A 19,428-nucleotide genomic window follows, 5' to 3' on the forward strand; every position below is an offset into this window, starting at 1 on the left:
ATCTGGTCCGCGTGGCAGGTCGTCGCGCAATCCGATCTGGTGCTGACGCTGCTGGGCACGCATGCCGCGACGCTGCTGCCGGTCGCGGACAACCAGATCCTGCCGGTGCCGTTCGCAATCGCGCCGCGGCCGCTGCAACTGCTGTGGCACCCCGCCGCGGAGCGCGATCCCGGCAATGTCTGGCTCCGGCGACTGGTGCAGGAGCATGTCGAAGGCACGTGAGGTCATGCATGATCCTCATGGGTGCGATCGCAGATGATCATTACCGCCGATGATCGCGAACGATCTAGGATGAGGCTTTCCAGCACCAGGGTGGGCCCCCATGTCGAACATCTTCACGATCCCCGAACTTGACGACCTGCGCATGTCCGAAGGCGTGCGGCCGCTTTTCGAAGCGGTGAAGCACTTCATCCGCGACCATGTCGACCCGATCTATCCCGAGTTCGAGCGGCTGGGCGAGGAGCGCAAGGAGCGCTGGAGCTTCGCACCGGGGCAGCTGGAACTGCTGCAGGGCGCCAAGGACAAGGCAAAGGCGGCGGGGCTGTGGAATTTCTTCCTGCCCAACGCTGAGACCGGCGAGGGGCTGTCGAACCTCGATTATGCCTATATCGCCGCCGAACTCGGCAAGTCGCCGCTCGCGTCCGAAGCGCTCAACTGCTCGGCGCCCGATACCGGCAACATGGAAGTGCTGGAGCGGGTCGGCACGCCCGAGCAGAAGAAGCAGTGGCTGGAGCCGCTGCTCGCCGGCGAGATCCGCTCCGCTTATGCGATGACCGAGCCGGATGTCGCCTCGTCCGACGCGAAGAACGTGCGCTGCGCGGCCCGGCTCGAGGGCGACGAATGGGTCATCAACGGCGAGAAGCATTATATCTCGGGCGCCGGCGACCCGCGCTGCAAGGTGATGATCACCATGGTGCGCACCAACCCCGATGCGCCATCGTCGCAGCAGCAGTCGCAGATCCTGGTGCCGATGGACGCGCCGGGTGTCGAGATCATCGGCGCGATGGAAGTGTTCGGCAAGGATCATGCCCCGCGCGGGCACATGCACCTCAAGTTCAACAACGTGCGCGTGCCGCGCGAGAACATCCTGCTGGGCGAGGGCCGCGGGTTCGAGATCTCGCAGGTGCGCCTCGGGCCGGGGCGGATCCACCATTGCATGCGCACCATCGGCAAGGCGGAGGTCGCGCTTGACCTAATGGTGAAGCGCGGCACCTCGCGCGAGGCGTTCGGCCGATCGCTGATCATGCTGGGCAAGAACATCGAGCTGGTCAGCCGCGCCCGGATCGAGATCGAGGCGATGCGCCTCATGGTGCTGAAGGCGGCCAAGGCGATGGACGTGCTGGGCAACCGCGAGGCGCGCGTGTGGGTCAGCATGGTGAAGGCAATGGTGCCGGAGAAGACCTGCCAGATCATCGACCAGGCGATCCAGATCCACGGCGCCTATGGCATGAGCCAGTTCACCCCGCTCGCCGAGCTGTACGCCGACGTGCGCCACCTGCGCTTCGCCGACGGGCCGGACGAGGTGCACCACATGGTGGTGGGCCGCAACGAACTGGCGCTGCACTGACGCCGCGACCCTGACCGGGCGCAACGCAGGCGGGGCGTGAGGAAGGGATCGTTCCTGCACGCTCCGCCGGTTGTCGGGTCGCCTTCTTGGCGAAGCCGGCACCTTGATGCGGAACCGAGCCGGCGGGGGTGGAGCCGGTTACCCTCCGATTGCCCGATGGGGCGCCGGCGTGGGCGCGAGCTGTGCGAAGCCTTTTGATCGACCAAAGGCACGGTCATACTGGTCGCGAGCCGGTATCCAGCGTTCCGCGCACGCGATGGCTTCAGGTTTGCGGCCCGGTGGATGCCGGGACGAGCCCGGCATGACGCGGGGAGGTTTGCGGCGGTCTCCGTCTATGCCGGGAACCGCTGCCCGCGCATTCGATGGCTCAAGATTTGCGGGCCGGTGGATGCCGGGACGAGCCCAGTGACGACGAACGTTTCGTCCGGCGTCCGGCGCCACTGGATTATCTCATGCCTCGCTTGGCGCGGGTCACGGGAAGCGAGGAGCGGTTGAGGGCATCACGACGCCCGTCTCCTTGCTATACTGGTCCCAGGCGGCAACCAGCGCCTTGACCCGGCCCGGCTCCTGTCCGGCTAGATCGCGCGTTTCGCCCGGATCGGTTGCGATGTTGAACAATTGCCAGCCTTGCCCGAGGTCGACCAGTTTCCAGTCGCCCTGACGTAGCGCGCGACGGCCGAACAGCTCACTGCCGATCGCTTCCTCGGGCCCGTGGACGCGCTCGGCGCGGCCGTCGAGATAGGGCTTCCAGCTTGTGCCGCGGACCGCACGTACGGCACGCCCGCCATGGCTTGCCCCGCGCCACTCACCCCCGGCCGCCTCCACGAGAGTCGGCAGCACGTCCATGACGTTGCCATAAACGTTGCTGATGCCCGTGCGCGCCGCGCCGGGCCAGCGGATGAACGCCGCGACGCGCGTGCCGCCCTCCGTCGTCAGCCCCTTGTAAAGAAAGGATGGCGCGGTCGCCGCCTGTGCCCAGCCGGGGCCGTAGCCGATGTACGATGTCGCCTTGCCGAAATTCTCCAGCCGGTTGTCCGCGGCGGAAACCCGGGCCTTGAACTCCGGGTTCTCGCTGCGGGCGAGATCGGTGCCCTCCGCGCCATTGTCCGAGGTGAACAGGATGATGGTGTTATCATATTGGCCGGTCGCCTTGAGATGCGCGATCACGCGCCCGACGCTGCGGTCCATCCGCTCGACCATCGCGGCATAGATTTCCATGGCGCGCACCTGCCTCGCCTGCTCCTCGCCGGTCAGTTCGCGCCACGACAGGCCGGGCTTGAACAACGGATCGTGCGCGCTGGTATCCGGCGGCACGAGCCCAAGCGACTTCAGACGCGCAAGTCGCTGCTGCCGCAGCGCCTCGAACCCGGCAGCGTAGCGGCCCTTGTAACGGTCCAGATCCTCGTCGGGCACCTGCAGCGGCCAGTGCGGCGCGGTGAAGGTGAGATAGCCGAAGAACGGCCGGCCGGTGTCGCCTGCCTTCAGGAATTCGATGAGGTGATCGGCATAGGCATCGGAGGAGTAGAATCCTGCCGGCAGCGAGGCGAGCTGCTGGCCATCCTGCCAATAGGTGGTGCCCCTCGCCGTGGGGCTGCTGGCAATGTCCTTGCCGAAGTGATTGCCGCCGCCCTGCGCCAGATCGAAGCTGCGATCGAAGCCGCGCCGGGCGGGCTGCTGATCGGCGGTGGTGCCGAGGTGCCACTTGCCCGACATCAGCGTCGCATAGCCAAGACCGCGCAGCCGATCCGCAAGCGTCGCAACGTCGTTCGGCAGATGACCCTCATAGCCGGGCTGGCCACGCTGGTTGGGCGCCAGCAGTTCGGCCATGCTGCCATGGCCGGCAAGGTGATTGTCTGTGCCCGACAACATCATCGACCGGGTCGGCGAACAGGTCGGTGCGGTATGGAAGCCGGTGAGGCGCAGGCCCTCGTGCGCGATGGCGTCGAGATTGGGCGTGCGGATTTCGCCGCCAAAGGCACCAAGATCGGAAAAGCCGAGATCGTCGGCGACGATGACGAGGATGTTTGGCTGCCTGGCTGGCTGCGGTGCCGGCGCGGCCGGGGCAGCCCGGGGCCGGGCCGTGGCCTCAGCGCCAAGGCTGGCGGTGATCAGCGCGGTGCTGGCGGCAAGCAGCTTCATCCAGTTCGTCATTCGTGATGTCCCCTGTTTCTTCCTGTCATCCCGGACCTGATCGGGGGTCCATGGTGCGCCGCGCGCTTCGGCCCACAACGAGGCACAGCACGCGCGGCGCCATGGACCCCGGCGCAAGGCCGGGGTGACGATCGTGTGTGCGGCGAACTGCTATTCCGCCGCCTCCAGCTGCACCTGGATGACCGGCTCCGGCTTGATCACCCGGCTGGGTCGGCCGTCGATCCCCACCGGCACCTCGCCGGCGATGGTCGCGCGGCGGAGCAGGCGGCGCTGCTTGCCGAAGTCCGCCACCGCGCGATGCTGGGTCGCCCGATTGTCCCAGATCGCCACGTCGCCCGGCTGCCAGCGCCAGCGCACGGTGTTTTCCGGCTTGGTGATGTGATCCTGCAGCAGGCTGAACAATCTGGCGAAATCGTCGCGGTTGATGCCGACGAAGGATTTCACGAAGTTGCCGAGCAGCAGCACGCGCTCGCCCGTCTCGGGATGGACGTGGACCACGGGATGCTCGGTTTCGTACACCACGGAGGCGAACACGTCGCGGTGCCGCTTGATCTGATCGGAGGTCGCCTCCGGCCGGCTGGCGGCATAGTCATAGGCATTGGTGTGAACGGCGCGCAGATTGTCGGCGAGCGCCTTCAGCGGCTCGGGCAGTTCATCATAAGCGGTGGCGCCGTTGGCCCAGGTCGTGTCGCCGCCGGATGGCGGAATGATGATCGACCGCAGGATCGAGGCTTCGGGGAAAGCCGGCAAGAAGGTGATGTCGGTATGCCAGGACGACGCCGCCTCGCCTTCCTTGGAGTTCAGCTCCAGCAGGAATTGTGACCCTTCGGCGACCGGCACCGTCGGGTGAGCGAGCGGTTTGCCGAGCCGGCCGGCGAACGCTTCATGGCTTTCGTCGTCGAGATGGCCCTGGTTGCGGAAGAAGATCACCTTGTGCTCGACCAGCGCGGCGCGGATTGCCGCAATGGTGAGGTCGTCGAGGTCGCCGCCGAGGCGAACGCCGCGGATTTCCGCGCCGATGCGGCCGCCGACCGGCGCGATGTCGAGTTCGATGCCGGTGGTGACACGTTCTTTCAGGTCTACACTCATCTTACTTCTCCTCATGCAACGTTGGTTGGGACGGTGGGGGTGGCGCGGCGCGCATCGAGCGCGCGGCGGATGTCGGCATGGCGCGCCTCGTCGAGCGGGAAGCGCCAGATGATCGATGCGGCGATGACGTGCGCGAGCGCGGGGCCGAGCGCGAAGACGTATTTCAGCGCCTCCAGCGCCTCGGGCGCATTGCCGCCCTTGGCCGAGAAGCCGAGCCAGGCGACCAGCGGCAGCGCGATACCCGCGCCGATCGCCGGCCCGGCCTTGGCGGACAGGCTGAAGACGGAGAAGAACAGCCCGGTGCGGTTGTGCCCGGTGCGCAACTCGTGCGCGTCGGCCACGTCGGCGACCATTGCGCGCAGCATCAGATTGCCCGAGCCCTGGGTCAGCCCCTGCGCGATCGTCAGCGCCAGCAGCAGCGGCAGCATGCCGGGGAACACGAACAGCAGCCCGAGATTGATCGCCGCCTGCGCCAGTTCGCCGGCAATGGCGGTGCGGCGCTTGCCCCAGCGGCGGCCGATCGCCAGCCAGATCGGCCCGGCTGCCACGCCGAACACGAACTGGAACAGGTACAGCCCGCTCGCCCAGGTCGGCAGGCCCATATAGTGCACGGCGAAGAACACGATCAGCCCGGCGCGCACCGACTGCCCGGCGGTAACGGCGGCATCCGAGGCGAGCACGCGCAGCAGCAGGCGATCGCGCACGATCAGCGTGGTGGTGCGCCAGAACCCGTCCGACGCGGGCTCCTGCGCGGGGCGCGGCGGCTCTGGCAGCGCAGTGAGCGTCAGCAGGAGCGCCGGCAGCAACGTCAGCAGCGTAAAGCCGCCGACGATCTGCATCTTCAGCGCGATGTCGTCCGGGCGGAACTGTTCCAGGATCGTCGGGATGACCAAAACCAGCAGCAGCCCGATCGCGCGCAGCGTGCCCTGATAGGTCACCACGCGCGTGCGCTCATGATATTGCCCCGACAACTCCCCGCCCCAGGCGGAGAAGGGCACTTCGATCATCGACCAGCCGGCGTAGAAGACGAACAGGACAAGGCCGAGATACAGCGCCGACGGCGCGACCGGGGGGAAGAACAGCAAGGCGGCGCCCAGCCCGAAGGCGAGCCCGCCCGCCGCGATCCACGGCCGGCGCCGGCCCCAGCGGGTGCGGGTGCGATCGCTGAGCGCGCCGACGATCGGGTCGGACGCCACGTCCCACAATCGCCCGATCAGGAACACCAGCCCGATCGCCGCAAGCGACAGGCCATAGTGCGTCGCATAGAGCTGCGGCACGAACAGCGCGAGCGGCAGCCCCGCGCCGGCGATCGGGATGGCCAGCGACCCGAACGCGATCAGCCTGCCTGCGGGCAGGCCGCGATCGATACGCGTCGCGCGGGCCTGCTCAAACGCGTCGAATGCGAACGTCGCCATCGTCAGATCCTCGTCCGGAGGGAGACGCCGATCGTTCGCGGATCACCGAGGATCGCGGTGACGAGGCCGTAATTGACCACGCTCAGCGTCTGGAAATAGTTCTTGTCGAACAGGTTGCGCGCCCAGACCGACAGGTCGAGCCGCCCGTCATCCACCTTCACGCCGAGACGCGCGTTGACGATCCCGTAGCCGGGGACGAGCGCGTAGCGGCTGTTGCTGGCAGCGGTGTAATATTCCGACCGGTACGACCAATCGGCATGGGCATAGGCCTGGAGCCGGTCGTTCACCGGTGCCTGAAGGTCGGTGCCGAGCGAGGCGGACCATTTCGGCACGCCCGCCAGCGTCGCGCCGGTCAGGTCCTTCAGCTGGCCGTTCGGCAGCTCCTCCACCGGCGCCGGGCCACCGGCATAATCGCGATAGGTCGCATCGGTGTAGGACAGGGCGCCGGTGAAGCTGGCGTAATCGTTCGCCTGCCAGGCCACATCGCCCTCGAACCCGCGGCTGCGCACGCTGGGGATATTGGCGATGTAGTTGATGTAATTGTTGGTGCCGATCACCTGCTGGACGATGGTCGTCTGGTAATCGGTGACATCGGTCCAGTAAGCGGCGAGGTTGAACGTCACCGTCCGGTTCAGCCACTGCGACTTCAGCCCGATTTCGTAATTGTCGACGCTTTCGGGATCGATCGCCGGGTCCACGCCGGCGGGTACATTGGTGAGGTTCAGCCCCTGCGACTTGGTGCCACGCGACCAGGTGGCATAGGTCAGCACATCATCGGCCGGTTTCCAGCCGAGCGTCAGCAGCCAGGAGAAGCTGTCGTCCTTTGCCTCGACGCTGTAGCTCTGCTGCGGCGCAAGGGCGTTGCGGATCGCCTGCGCGCGTGCCGCCTGCGCGGCGGTCAGCCCCGCAAACGAGGGGCCGGCGACCTGCGCCGAGCGATACGAGCCCCATTTGTCCTCATGCGTGAAGCGCAGACCCGCGGTAAGATCGAGCGCGGGGGTGATATGCCAGGTGCCCTGGCCGAAAGCGGCGAGGCTGCGGGTGTGGGGATCGGATTGCGAGCGCGAGAGGAAGCCGTCGGTCGCGGCGCTCGCCACCGCGAACGCATCGGTCGGATACAGCGCAAGCGCAGCGTCGGACCCCCATTCGCTGGTGCCTTTGCCGAGCACCTTCTGCCAGAAATAATAGCCGCCGATGACCCAGTCGACCGCGTTCGACCCGTTGGAGCCGAGCCGCAGTTCCTGGCTGAACTGGCGCTGGAAATTCTGCTGCTGGCTTTGCAGCTGGATCGAGCGCGCGGTGTAGTCGCTGTCGTTGCCCGGATACCAGTTCCACTTGCGCGACGCGGTGATCGAGGTGAGCGTGACCGGGCCGAGATCCCAATTTACCTCGCCAGACACGCCCCAGGTGTTCATGTTCGCCTGGAAGCGCGAATTGGCATCGGTGCGCCGCGCGAAGGGATCGAGCGGCAAGGGCGTGTAGCCGAGCCGTGCGAATCGCTGGATGAAGTTGTTGGCGATTGGCGCGCCATTGTCATAGCTGGCAAAGGCGCTGACCGGCAGGTTGATGCAGCATTCCTGCGTCTGCTTGGAATAGTCGCCGATCAGTCGCACCGTGAGGCCGGGGGCGAATTCGGCATATACTTGGCCGCGTGCGGTGAAATTGTCGTAATCGTGTACCCAGCGACGGGTGGTGTAATTGTAGATGAAGCCATCGCGGTGGGTGTCCGCAATGCTGAGCCGCGCGCCGACGCCATCGCCGATCGGCCCGCTCACCGATCCGCGCACCTGGTGATAGCCCCAGTCGCCGATCGTCGCCTCGCCGCGAAACTCGGGCGTATCGCTGGGCAGGCGCGAGGTGATGTTGATCGCGCCGGCGGTGGTATTCTTGCCGAACAACGTGCCCTGGGGGCCGCGCAGCACCTCGATCCGGTCAAGGTCGACGAGGTCGAACTGGCTCTGCCCGACACGCCCGTAATAGACGTTGTCGATATACATGCCGACGCCATTCTCGATGCCGTCGTTGGTCAGCGCGACGTTGGAGCCGAGCCCGCGAATGTTGATGTTGGTGTTGCGCGGGTTGAAGCTGAACACCTGAAGCGACGGCACGGTCTGCTGCACCTGATCGAGGCGGTAATCGCCGCGCTGCGCGATCTGCTCCCCGCTGACGACGCTGAGCGCGATCGGCACGTCCTGCGCGCGTTCCTCGCGCCGGCGGGCGGTGACGACGATTTCGGCTTCGGCGGCCGGGACATCCGCCTCGGGCGCGGCGACGGTGCTTCCAGTTGTAATGCCATCGGCGGCCGGCTCGGCAAACCGCGCCTGTGCGGCTGCTGCGAACGGCATGCTCACCGCCGCGGCGGTGGCCATCAACAGGTTCCGAAAACGATAGACGTGCGTCGTCACTGCCTGGAAGTCCTTTCCATGCCCGGGGTGCTTCGAAATTCGTTCGACCTTCAGCAGGCGCGCGGCGCCGCCCGCGCTGCCGAACCAGCAGCACGTGCCTGTGGCCGGGTCCGTCCCCTGGACGGCGACCGAGCCTTCAGATCAGCCTGAACCGCCTCTTTTCAGCGGAGGTGCCGCGCTGCCCAGGGGCGGCGGATCGTGACCGTGGTTCCTCGTCATCGCGCTTCTGTTCGCCCCTTGTTGAACAGGCGCCATGGCGCGCTGCGACTCAATACCTACTCTTTCGATGGGAATTAGAAAAGAAGAGATTGTTGCTTGTGGCGAAGGCATGCTTCTGGCGACCACGCGCTGTGCCGAGTTCGATCAGGCAAAGGCTTTTGACCCGTAAGCCGGGGAGCATCGGTTCCGGCCGGGAGTGTCAGGGGCGGCGCGCCGAGCAAAGGGTTACGATGCCCGTGCGTGTCATGGCTCTTGCAGTGCCAAGCCGAACGAGCAGCGGGCCGTAGCGCGGTACCACCGGCGCTACATGAAGATGGAGAGGGTTCGAGCGTTTAACGTTAGGGATTTCGGGGCTTCGGGATTTTGGGCGCGCTCGATCGGCGCCCTGGTATCTTCATGTGCAACACCCCTAGCAACGATGGGGAGAGATATTGGCAACGCGTCGGTACGCTGAACAAGCATCAAACAAATCGGCGTTCTTCAAAAAGCAAACTACGTTCTAATTTGTCTGTGTCGTCGATGTCACTTCCATCATACCTAGCAGCCTGCTGGCTGGAACGCGTTACAGTTTATTTAATTGCTACGTAAAACACGAATGTTTCAAAAACAATTTGACGCAAGCAACTAAGCGTCACAAGATCCGATCCGGGCCCATCTAGATCGGCATCAGCCGGCAGTGAGGGCCCGGGAGGATGCTGATGAGAAAGTTCGAATTGTTCGGAGCCACTGCGCTCGCGCTCGTTCTCGGCTATTCAGCGCCAGCGCAGGCGCAAACGCAGGCGGCAACAGGGGCGGCAACACAGGCGGCTTCGCAGGCGGCCACACAGGCGCAATCGGCGCGCGACCAGGACAGCGGCTACCTTGCCGACATCGTCGTCACGGCACAGCGTCAGTCCCAGACCCTGCAGGAGGTGCCGATCGCGGTGAGTGCCTTTTCGGCCGCCGCGCTTGAATCGCAGCAGATCGACAATGCTTCGGATCTTCAGCTGACCTTGCCCAACGTCACCTTCTCGAAAGGCAATTTCTCGGGTTCCAGCTTCACGATCCGCGGCATCGGCGACCTGTGCGTGGGCATTTCGTGCGACCAGGCAACGGCCATCCACCTCAATGGTTCGCCCCTGCTGGCGACCCGCATCTTCGAAACCGAATATTTCGATCTTGAACGCGTCGAGGTGCTTCGCGGACCCCAGGGCACCCTGTTTGGCCGCTCGGCTTCATCGGGCGTGGTCAATTTCATCAGCGCCAAGCCGCGAACGGACAAGTTCATGGCGTCGGCCGAGGCGGAATATGGCAATTACGATTCCATTCGCGCCAAGGCGATGGTGAACATCCCGCTGGGCGAGACTTTGGCCGTTCGCGTCGCCGGATTCTACCTCAATCGCGACGGCTATACGCTCAACACCTTCGACAACAGCCGTATCGACGGCCGCGACATGTATTCGGTGCGCGGCTCGATCCGCTGGGAGCCTTCGGTTGATACGACCGTCGACCTGCTCGGCTCCTATTTCCGGGAGGACGACAATCGCCTGCGCATCCAGAAGCAATTGTGTCAGACCGATCCGACCGGCGTTCTGGGCTGCCTCGCCAATCGCCGCGACGCCGGGCGCACCAACACCAACTCGACCTTCACCGGCACGCTGGGCAGCCGCGAGTTCCTGTCGATCGCCTTTGCCAATCCCACGCTCGGCAATGCCCTGGGGCTAGGCAGCCTCTACGGGCCGGATGCCTATGCCGAAAACCCGGTGCTGAGCGATCCGCGCGAAGTCTATACCGCGTTCAACCCCACCTATAAAACCGACGAGCTGACGGTGCAGGGGCGGATCGAACATAATTTCGGGCCGGTAAGGGCGCAGCTGACCGGTTTCTACCATGAAACGTCGGTGGATTCGTCGCAGGACTATAACCTGGGCGTCAGCAATCGCGCGTTGCTCCAGCCGACGCTCAACACGCTGGCCGCGGCCGCGGCGGGCGGTATTCCGACCCTGCCGGCGGCCTATTTCCAGCCAATCGCGCAGGCGATCATTCCCAATGGGCCGCAGGGCGATCTGTGTACCTCGCTGCCGGAAAAGTCCGGTCTTGGCGTCTATGGCGGGTTCGGCCGGTGCGGCCCGATCCCCAACGCTTATGACCGTTCGGTCCAGCGGACGCGCGACTGGTCTGCCGAGGCGATCATCTCGTCCGACTTCGACGGTATGTTCAACTTCCTGCTCGGCGGCATCTATGTCGACGGGAAGATCCGCGACGGCGATTATTACGTGAACGCGTTCGCGATTGACTATGTGACCGGCATTCTGGGGAGCGTCGGCGCGCTCGGCGCCGGCCGACCGCCGGAATTTTCGGCGACGCCGTTCTTCCGCAGCAACACCGATCTGTTCCGGCTGAAATCCTATGGCATCTTTGGCGAAACCTACTTCCAGTTCACGGACGGCCTGAAGCTGACGCTCGGCGCGCGGTACAACAACGACAAGAAGTTCGTCCGTTCGCGCTCCACCCTGGCGAGCTTCGCCGTGCCCTATACGCAGACGGGCAGCGCGTTCGATGCGCCGCGCGCCGCGCTGTATGACGCCGATCCCGTGGTGCCCGGCATCCAGGACTATGCCGTGCGCAATCGGACCTTTGACGAGATCACCGGCCGCGCCGTCGTCGACTACAAGGTCACGGAAGACAATCTGCTCTATGCCTCCTACTCGCGCGGCTACAAATCGGGGGGCTTCAACCCGCCGGTGCAGGTGCCGGGCCTGACGGTGCCCGACGCGTTCCAGCCGGAAATCATCAGCGCATTCGAGATTGGTTCGAAGAATACCTTCGCCGATGGCAAATTTACCCTGAATCTCACCGGTTTCTACTATAAGTATAAGGGGTTGCAGCTCAGCCGCATTGTCGCGCGCACGTCAATCAACGACAATATCGACGCCGACATCTGGGGTGTGGAAGCCGAATCGTCGCTGCGCCCGGGTGAGGGCTGGGTCGTGAACTTCGGGGCTAGCTACCTGAACACCAAGGTGACGTCGGATGCCCCGTTCATCAACCAGCGCGACGTGTCCGGCGGCAATCCCGACACGGTCATCATCAAGGACATCGGCAACGCATCGAACTGCGTTGTTCGCGCCAATACCGGCGGAGCAGCGGCGGCGCAGGCGTTTGTTGCCGGCGTCAACTCCGCGCTCGGCCTGCGCGGGCCGCAGGCCTTCCCGTCGGACGCCAATGTCGGGGCGGCGACGGGCGCATTCGGCCTGTGTTCGGTGCTGACCGGCGCGGCGGCGAATACCGCCGGCGCGATTTCGGTGCTCGAAGGCATCGGCGTCAGCCTGAAGGGCAATGAGCTGCCCCAGGCACCGGTGGTGAAGTTCTCCGCCGGTGTGCAGAAGACCTTCGACTTCGCCAACGGCATGACCCTCGTGCCGCGGTTCGACCTCACTTACACGGGCGAAAGCTACGGCAACATCTTCAACGGCCGGATCAACCGGATCGAGGGTTACGAACAGGCCAATGCGCAGATCCAGCTGAACGGGGCGGACGAGCGCTGGTTCGTGCGCGGCTTCATCCAGAACATCTTCGATAATAGCGCGACCACCGGCCTGTACCTGACCGACCAGTCCTCCGGCCTGTTCACCAACATCTTCACGCTGGAACCCCGCCGGTACGGCGTGGCGGCAGGGTTCAAGTTCTGATGGACAAGGCCCGCCCGATCGCGCGCCACCCTTTGTTCCACGCGCGGGCGCCGGGTTCGGCGGGCGTGAGGCAGGGGAACCAGAGGATCAACTGACCCTCCTTGCATCCGCTCCCGGCAGTAATCGTATCGCATGGGGGCGGATGCAGTTTTTTCCCGACAGGACACGGATCGCTGTCGCGCCGCTCTGCTGACGTCGGATCCGCTACGGGCGCGCTTCCAGCACCATGTTGAAGGGGGTTTCGGTTGCCCGGCGCACGCGGGTGAAGCCCGCTTTCTGCAGCACATCGCGCAGCCGTGCTTCGCCGGCCTGAGCGCCGAGGCCAAGGCCCACCTCCTGCGCCAGCGAGCCGGGCGTGCAGATCATGGTGGAGGCGGCATAATATAGGCGGCCCACCGGATTGAGGTTTGCGGCGAGATTGTCCCCCGCCAGCGGCTCCACGATCATCCATGCGCCATCGGGCGCCAGCGCCTCGCGCACGTGACGCGCCGCGCCGACCGGATCGCCCATGTCGTGAAGCGCATCGAAAATCGTCACCAGATCATAGCCATCGCCCGGGAAATCCTTGGCGGTAGCCGTTTCGAACCGCGCGCGGCCATCCAGCCCCGAACGTGCGGCCGTCGCGCGCGCCTGGGTGATCGATTCCTGGTGATAGTCGAAGCCGGTGATCTGCGATTGCGGAAAGGCCTGTGCCATGAGGATGGTCGAGGCACCATGGCCGCAGCCGATATCCGCAACCCGTGCGCCGGCCCGCAGCTTGTCCGTCACGCCGTCGAGCGCGGGCAGCCAGTCCTGCACCAGATGCGCGGTGTAGCCCGAGCGGAAGAAGCGCTCCACGCCGCAGAACAGGCTGGAATCATGCTCATGCCAGCCGACGCCCTTGCCGGTGCGGAATGCCTGCTCGATCTTTTCCCGGTCAAGAAAGACCGATCCCATCGTCTCGAATGCGCCGACGAAAAAGGCCGGCCCATGCTCGTCGGCAAAGGCCATCGCCTGTTCGGGGGTGAGGGTGAAACGCTCCGATGCCGCATCGAAATCGACATAGCCGGCGGCGGCCTGCGCGGAGAGCCATTCGCGCACATAGCGTTCGTGCGTGCCGGTCCGATCAGCGAGTTCTGCTGACGTGATCGGGCCGGCGCCGGCCATCGCCTTGTAGAGCCCGAGCCGGTCGCCAAGCAGCACCAGCGGCGCGGTGGCGGTTGCGGCGGCGTCCATAACGAGTTGATTCATGAGCGCATTCAGCCGGGTCTCATTGATGCTGGTTGGCGTTGCCTGTTGCATGACCTGTTCCTTGTGCGGAGGATGGAAGTGCGGTTGCGGAACCGCCCCGCCGGGGGCGGGGGACCAGAAACGATCAAACAGCTCGGCGAAGCGCCGATCCCAGCGGGTGAGCCGCCGATTGCCACCGGGCTGTTCGAAGTCGGGCAAGAGAGTATCTCCTTCCGAGCGCAAGCATGCGATCGGCGCATATCAGTCCGACGTCGCGGCGCGGTCTTTATTGCCACAATTGTAACAGCCTGGCCGGGAGCGCTGGAGCGGCGGCGCGGGACGCTGTATTATGGCGTTGCTTGTGGGAGGCCATGAACGCTGCAATGACCACAGGAGAAAAAAGCCGATCGCGCGGGGAAGTATTGAGCGAGGCGCCGTTCCGGCAGCTTGCCGATCACTTGCCGACCTTGTGCTTCATCGCCGATCGCGACGGGCGCATCATGTGGTGCAATCGCCGCTGGCACGATTTCACGGGCGTGCCGCGCGACGCCGATCCGGAGCGCGCATGGCCGCAGGTCCATGATCCCGTCAGCCTACCCGATATCCGGGAACGCTGGCACGAGGCGGTGAAAAGCGGCCTTGCCGGCGACGCCGTGATCTCCATTCGGAGCGGTTCCGGCGAGTTCCGGCCGTTTTTGACCCGGGCGGAGCCAGTGCGGACAGCCGAAGGCGAGATCTCCTGCTGGCTGGGCACGATGACCGACATCACCGAGCAACGGGAGGCGGAGCGAGACCAGCGCTTCCTGATCGCGCTGAACGATGCGCTGCGCGACGAGCTCGACGCGGCCCGCATCGAACAGGCGGTGGATGCGCTGCTCCGTGGCCACCTGGGTGTGGAGGGGATCGCCATCATCGATGTCGAGGAGGATGATGGCGCCGGCGGCGACGGCGGCATCCGCATCCCGCTGTTCACGCACGGGGCGGTGGCGGCCACTTTTCACATCCGCACCGGCACGCCGCGCGCGTGGCGGCCAACCGAGTTGCGCCTGATCGAGGAAGCCGTGGAGCGGACCTGGGCGGCGCTGGAGCGCGCGACGGCGGAACGTGCGCGCCGGGAGAGCGAGGCACGGCAGCGGGCGATCGTGGAGGCGACCCCCGAATGCGTGAAGATCGTCGCCGAGGACGGCACGCTGCTGTACATGAACGGCGCCGGCCTGCGCATGATCGATGCCGAGCCGGAGCAGGCGTCCGGCCTGCACGTGCCGGCGCTGGTAGCGGCGGACCATCGCGCGCGTTGGATGGAGCAGCACCGGCGGGTCTGCGCCGGCGAGGCGGCGGCCTGGGAGTTCGATGTCGTCGGGCTTCAGGGGAATCGCCGGCGCATGGAAACGCACGCCGTGCCGCTGCCGGCGCCGGACGGCACCATGCAGCAACTCGCCGTCACCCGCGACGTGACGGAGCGGCACGCGGCGGAGGAGCGGCTGCGCGCCAGCGAGGCCCTGCTCGCCGGCTTCATGAAGAACGCGCCAGTCGGCATGTATCTGAAGGATGCCGAAGGGCGGTACCTCATGCTCAACCCCGAAATGGCCAAGGTCTTCGGCCGCCCGATCGGCGAGGTGATCGGCCGCACCGCCGCGGAACTGTTCGGCGCGGAGCAGGCGACGATGATCGCGGCGCACGATCGCCGCATCCTGGAGCGCAGGATGCCCGAACGCGTGGAGGAATTCCTGCCGGACCTCGACGCTTACGGCTGGTCGCTGGTGGTGCGCTTTCCCGTGTTGGTCGAAGGGGAACAGGCGCGCATCGGCGGGTTCGACATCGACCTTTCAGAACGCAAGCGCGCGGAAGCCGAACTCGCCCGGTCCCGCGAGATGGTGTTCCAGTCGGAAAAGCTCACGGCGCTGGGATCGCTGCTCGCCGGGGTCAGCCATGAGCTGAACAACCCGCTGTCCGTGATCCTCACCCTTTCGCAATTGCTCGAGGCGCAGGCCCAGGGCACGCCGCTGGGCGAGCGTGCCGCGAAGATCCGGGCGGCGGCGGGCCGCTGCGCCAAAATCGTGCAAAGCTTTCTTGCCATGGCGCGCCAGAAGGCGCCGGTCCGCACGCGGGTCGATGCCAACGAGCTTATCCACGCGGCGTTGGACCTGGCGAGCTACGGCCTGCGGACGGCCGGCATCGAGGTGGTGCAGCGGCTCGACCCGGCGTTGCCGCCGCTCGACGTGGACAGCGATCAGCTGAGTCAGGTGCTGCTGAACCTCATCGTCAATGCACAGCATGCGCTGGAGGAAAGCGATGGCACGCGGACGCTTGTCATCTCCACTGAAGCCGTGGGTGCCCATGGCAATGACCGCCGGCGCGGCATGGTGCGCATCACCGTTGCGGACAACGGCCCGGGCGTGCCTGCGGAAATCCGCCACCGCATCTTCGAACCGTTCTTCACCAGCAAGCCACAGGGCGTGGGGACCGGCATCGGGCTCGCCTTCAGCCTGGGCGTGGTGGAGGCGCATGGCGGCACGCTGCGGCTGGTGGAGGACGCGCCGTGGCGGCAGGGCGCCTGCTTCGTCGCCGAGCTGCCCGCGGCGACCGGCGCCATGCCGAAGGTCGCAGCGCCATCGCCGATAGTGCCGCCAAATGATCGCGCGTCCGCGCTGGTGGTGGATGACGATCGCGACGTGGGGGAGGCGCTTGCCGAGCTGCTCGCGGACGAGGGCTATGATGTCGAGCTGGCCTGTTCCGGACAGGAGGCGAAGACCCGCCTGTGCCAGCGCCGCTATGACGCGGTGCTGAGCGATCTGCGCATGCCGGACATGGACGGCCGCGCGCTGTTCGACTGGATGACCGATCAATTGCCCGACCAGCTTGCGCGGCTGGCGTTTGTGACCGGCGATACGCTGGGCGCCAGCAGCCGCAGCTTCCTGGCGCGCGCGGGAAGGCCGGTGCTGGAAAAGCCGTATGACATGGAAAGCCTGCGCGGGCTGCTCCACGCGCTGCACGCGCCCGGGAAGGCGGACGCCAGGGCGGTGTCGCCATGAGCGAAGCGACGCCGGGCGCGCATATTGCCGTTGTCGATGACGAGCCCGACCTGCGCGAGGGCGTCCGGGAATATCTGGCCGATCAGGGCTTTGCCGTCAGCGTGGCGGCGGATGGCGCGGCGCTGCGCGCGCTGATGGCCGAACGCGCGGTGGATCTGGTTCTGCTCGATGTGAACATGCCGGGCGAGGACGGCCTGTCGATCGCGCGCTATCTGCGCGACCGGGGCGGGGTGGCGATCATCATGCTGACCGCCAATCGCGACACGGTGGATCGTGTGGTCGGCCTTGAGGTGGGGGCGGACGATTATGTGCCCAAGCCGTTCGACCTGCGCGAACTGCTCGCCCGTATTCGCGCGGTGCTCCGGCGTACCGCGCAGGCGCAGGCGCAAATGGCGACGCTGGCGCATGAGGTGCGCATCGGCCGCTGCCTGCTCAACCTGGACAGCCACAAGCTGTACGACCTGCAGGGCGCGGAGGTGGCGATCACCGCCATGGAATTCGATCTGCTGCGAACCTTTGTCGAGCATCCCGGGCGGGTACTGACGCGCGACCGCTTGCTTGATCTTGCCCACCAGGCGGAGATGACGCCGTTCGACCGTTCCATCGACATGCGTGTTGCGCGCTTGCGGCGAAAGGTGGAGCTGGATCCGCGCTTCCCCCAGGCGCTGAAGACGGTGCGCGGTGCCGGATATATCTTCGTGCCGGCGGGTGCGACGCGCTGACCTGTTACAATCCTGACGAACATGGCGCCGGCGAGACATTCGGCTGTGACGCGCCGCCGCTACACCAGCCCTTGCCCAATCTGGGGAGAAGGCAGGATGACGAGGTTGATCGAAGAACCCGGCGGCAGCCGGAACGAGGCACCGGCCGGACACAGGCGCGGCCGCGGCGCCTTCGCCAGCGCGCTGGCGGCCGTGCTGATGACGAGCGGCATGCTGGTGGCCGTCGCGCCGCCGGATGACGTGAACGATGCGAAACGCGCGCTGACCGCGCAGCGGCCCACCGTTCCGGCGATCGACGAGATCGCCTGAATGGGGGGGGCGCCGGGGCAGCCGGGTCGTCATGAACGGCCCGGCTGTTGGCGAGCCGCCGCTCGGCTGGGCAGATGTGATTTTTGATAATCGAACGCGAGATCGGCGCCGCGTGCGTCGACGGGAACTGTTCGTTGTTCCACGCGGGACGCCCCGTTAGGTGTCCCGTTATAGTTCGGTTAGTTGTTTTTGCACCCGCATCAGAGATGCTCAAGTTCTGAGCGAACAACAACTGGACAGGTTGCTGGTGTGCCCCTAACCATGCGGCGGTAAAGTGGGGGGAATTCATGTATCTGGGGGTTGCGTCGCGTCGGCGGCGAGTGCGTGCTTATGCGCTGGGAACGAGCGCGATCGTGCTGGGGATCATGGTCAGCGGGCCGGCGGCGGCGCAATGCGTACCGGACCCGGCAACCCCAAACGGCACTGTCACCTGTGCCGGCACCGATACCGACGGCCTGACCGTGGCGACCGATAATGTGCGCGTTCTGGTGACGGCCGGTGGCACGGTGCGGCCGGGCGCGGCTGATGCGGCGATCACCAGCCAAGCCCGCGATACGGCGCTCCAGATCGCTGGCCTGGTCGACGGGCAGGCGAAGACCGGCATCCTCGTGACCAGCGGACTTTCGGTCGTCGGACCGTGCGATCCTTATGCAGGCGCGACGGTGGGCACCTGCACGCCGGGCACCACCGTCACCTATCCCCGGCCCGGCAACGCCGCCATTTCCGTGCAGAGCGGCGGTACGGTGACGGGGGCCAATGCGATCGTGTTCCGCCGTGCGTCCGCCCTTGACGGATCGGTCTCGGGATCGATCAACAATGCCGGCACGATCACTGGCACGGCAGGCGAGGCAATCCTGGCCGAAGGTGGCGGCGTGGACGGCATCACCATCAGGAACAGCGCATCGGGAACGATCGGCGGCGGGATCTCCGGCCGGATTTCCTACCTGACCAACGATGGCCGGATTAATGGAGGCGGCCGCTCCGCCCTGGCCACGACCCAGAGCGGCGCGAACATCGTGAACAGCGGCACGATCGTTTCCAGCGGCACGGCGGCGACGCTGAGCGGCACCGGTTATCTGGGCGTCACCAACAATGCCGGCGGCAGGATCGGCGGCAGCGCGGTGGCGATCACCACCAGCGGCATGCTTGTGCTGACCAACATGGGCACGATCAACGGGGCGGTGATCTCCACTGGCTCGGCCAGCCAGGGCAGCACGATCGATACCCGTCAGGGCACGATCAACGGTGACCTTCGCCTGGGCGCGGGCAACGACCTGCTGCGCGCGCGATTCGATCCGGCGACCGGCCAGGTTGCCTCGATCACCGGCGCGATCGATGGCGGTGCCGGCACCGACACGCTGTCGATCGGGATCGATGCGGATGCGACGCTGGCCACGGCGGTGCTGCCGACGAACTTCGAGTTGCTCGGCCTCGATCTCACCAACGATCCGACGATCACAATCGCAGCCAGCTTCGCCAGCGGCAGCGGGCTTTCCGTCTCGGGCGCGGGAACGGTGATCAACCAGGCGGCACTGGTCACGCGCGGGCCGGCGATCCGCAGCCTGTCAACCTACGGCCAGACGATCGTCAACGAAAACAGCATCACCGCAACCTTCGATGCGGCAGGCGGGGCTGAGCA

The 19,428-nt window shown here is 66.0% G+C and carries 11 protein-coding genes and 1 pseudogene; 7 read left to right on the forward strand and 5 right to left on the reverse strand.

Annotated features, from left to right (window positions below):
* A pseudogene (locus tag AX702_RS22475) lies at positions 1–222 on the forward strand (hypothetical protein); the annotation flags it as partial.
* Positions 223–322: 100 nt separating this feature from the next.
* A complete protein-coding gene (locus AX702_RS08210; RefSeq protein ID WP_066778387.1) occupies positions 323–1,567 on the forward strand; it encodes an acyl-CoA dehydrogenase family protein in 1,245 nt (414 codons plus the stop codon).
* Positions 1,568–2,038: 471 nt separating this feature from the next.
* Here AX702_RS08210 and AX702_RS08215 read toward each other — a convergent pair whose 3' ends face one another.
* From AX702_RS08215 to AX702_RS08230, 4 genes are all read right to left on the reverse strand, one after another.
* Positions 2,039–3,718 (reverse strand): arylsulfatase, encoded by a 1,680-nt coding sequence (locus tag AX702_RS08215; protein ID WP_331710387.1) that lies wholly within the window; start codon positions 3,716–3,718, stop codon positions 2,039–2,041.
* Positions 3,719–3,868: 150 nt separating this feature from the next.
* On the reverse strand, positions 3,869–4,807 hold the full coding sequence (locus tag AX702_RS08220; RefSeq protein WP_066778388.1) for a TauD/TfdA dioxygenase family protein: 939 nt from the start codon (positions 4,805–4,807) through the stop codon (positions 3,869–3,871).
* Between the two features lie 11 nt (positions 4,808–4,818).
* Positions 4,819–6,222, reverse strand: coding sequence for an MFS transporter (locus AX702_RS08225; protein ID WP_066778390.1), 1,404 nt, complete (start codon positions 6,220–6,222; stop codon positions 4,819–4,821).
* Positions 6,223–6,224: 2 nt separating this feature from the next.
* On the reverse strand, positions 6,225–8,591 hold the full coding sequence (locus AX702_RS08230) for a TonB-dependent receptor (protein WP_066778400.1): 2,367 nt from the start codon (positions 8,589–8,591) through the stop codon (positions 6,225–6,227).
* Between the two features lie 953 nt (positions 8,592–9,544).
* Between AX702_RS08230 and AX702_RS08235 the strand changes: the two genes are divergently transcribed.
* Entirely contained in the window at positions 9,545–12,517 is a 2,973-nt protein-coding gene (locus AX702_RS08235; RefSeq protein WP_066778402.1) for a TonB-dependent receptor, read from the forward strand.
* A 204-nt stretch (positions 12,518–12,721) separates the two neighbouring features.
* Here AX702_RS08235 and AX702_RS08240 read toward each other — a convergent pair whose 3' ends face one another.
* Positions 12,722–13,945 (reverse strand): class I SAM-dependent methyltransferase, encoded by a 1,224-nt coding sequence (locus tag AX702_RS08240; protein ID WP_231731778.1) that lies wholly within the window; start codon positions 13,943–13,945, stop codon positions 12,722–12,724.
* Between the two features lie 164 nt (positions 13,946–14,109).
* On the opposite strand from AX702_RS08240, the gene AX702_RS08245 reads away from it, so the two are divergent.
* From AX702_RS08245 to AX702_RS08260, 4 genes are all read left to right on the forward strand, one after another.
* Positions 14,110–16,758, forward strand: a complete 2,649-nt coding sequence (locus tag AX702_RS08245; RefSeq protein WP_197420532.1) for a hybrid sensor histidine kinase/response regulator — start codon at positions 14,110–14,112, stop codon at positions 16,756–16,758.
* Positions 16,755–17,480, forward strand: coding sequence for a response regulator (locus AX702_RS08250; RefSeq protein ID WP_066778394.1), 726 nt, complete (start codon positions 16,755–16,757; stop codon positions 17,478–17,480). The genes AX702_RS08245 and AX702_RS08250 overlap by 4 nt, the downstream gene beginning before the upstream one ends.
* A gap of 96 nt (positions 17,481–17,576) precedes the next feature.
* The gene (locus AX702_RS08255; protein WP_156455411.1) at positions 17,577–17,789 is read left to right on the forward strand and encodes a hypothetical protein; all 213 of its coding nucleotides are present in this window, start codon (positions 17,577–17,579) and stop codon (positions 17,787–17,789) included.
* Positions 17,790–18,076: 287 nt separating this feature from the next.
* Positions 18,077–19,428 (forward strand): hypothetical protein (locus tag AX702_RS08260; RefSeq protein WP_197420533.1); only part of this gene is annotated, 1,352 nt, incomplete at its 3' end.

Origin of the sequence: Sphingomonas sp. CCH5-D11 (assembly GCF_001557395.1) — a bacterium.
Lineage (GTDB): Bacteria > Pseudomonadota > Alphaproteobacteria > Sphingomonadales > Sphingomonadaceae > Sphingomonas.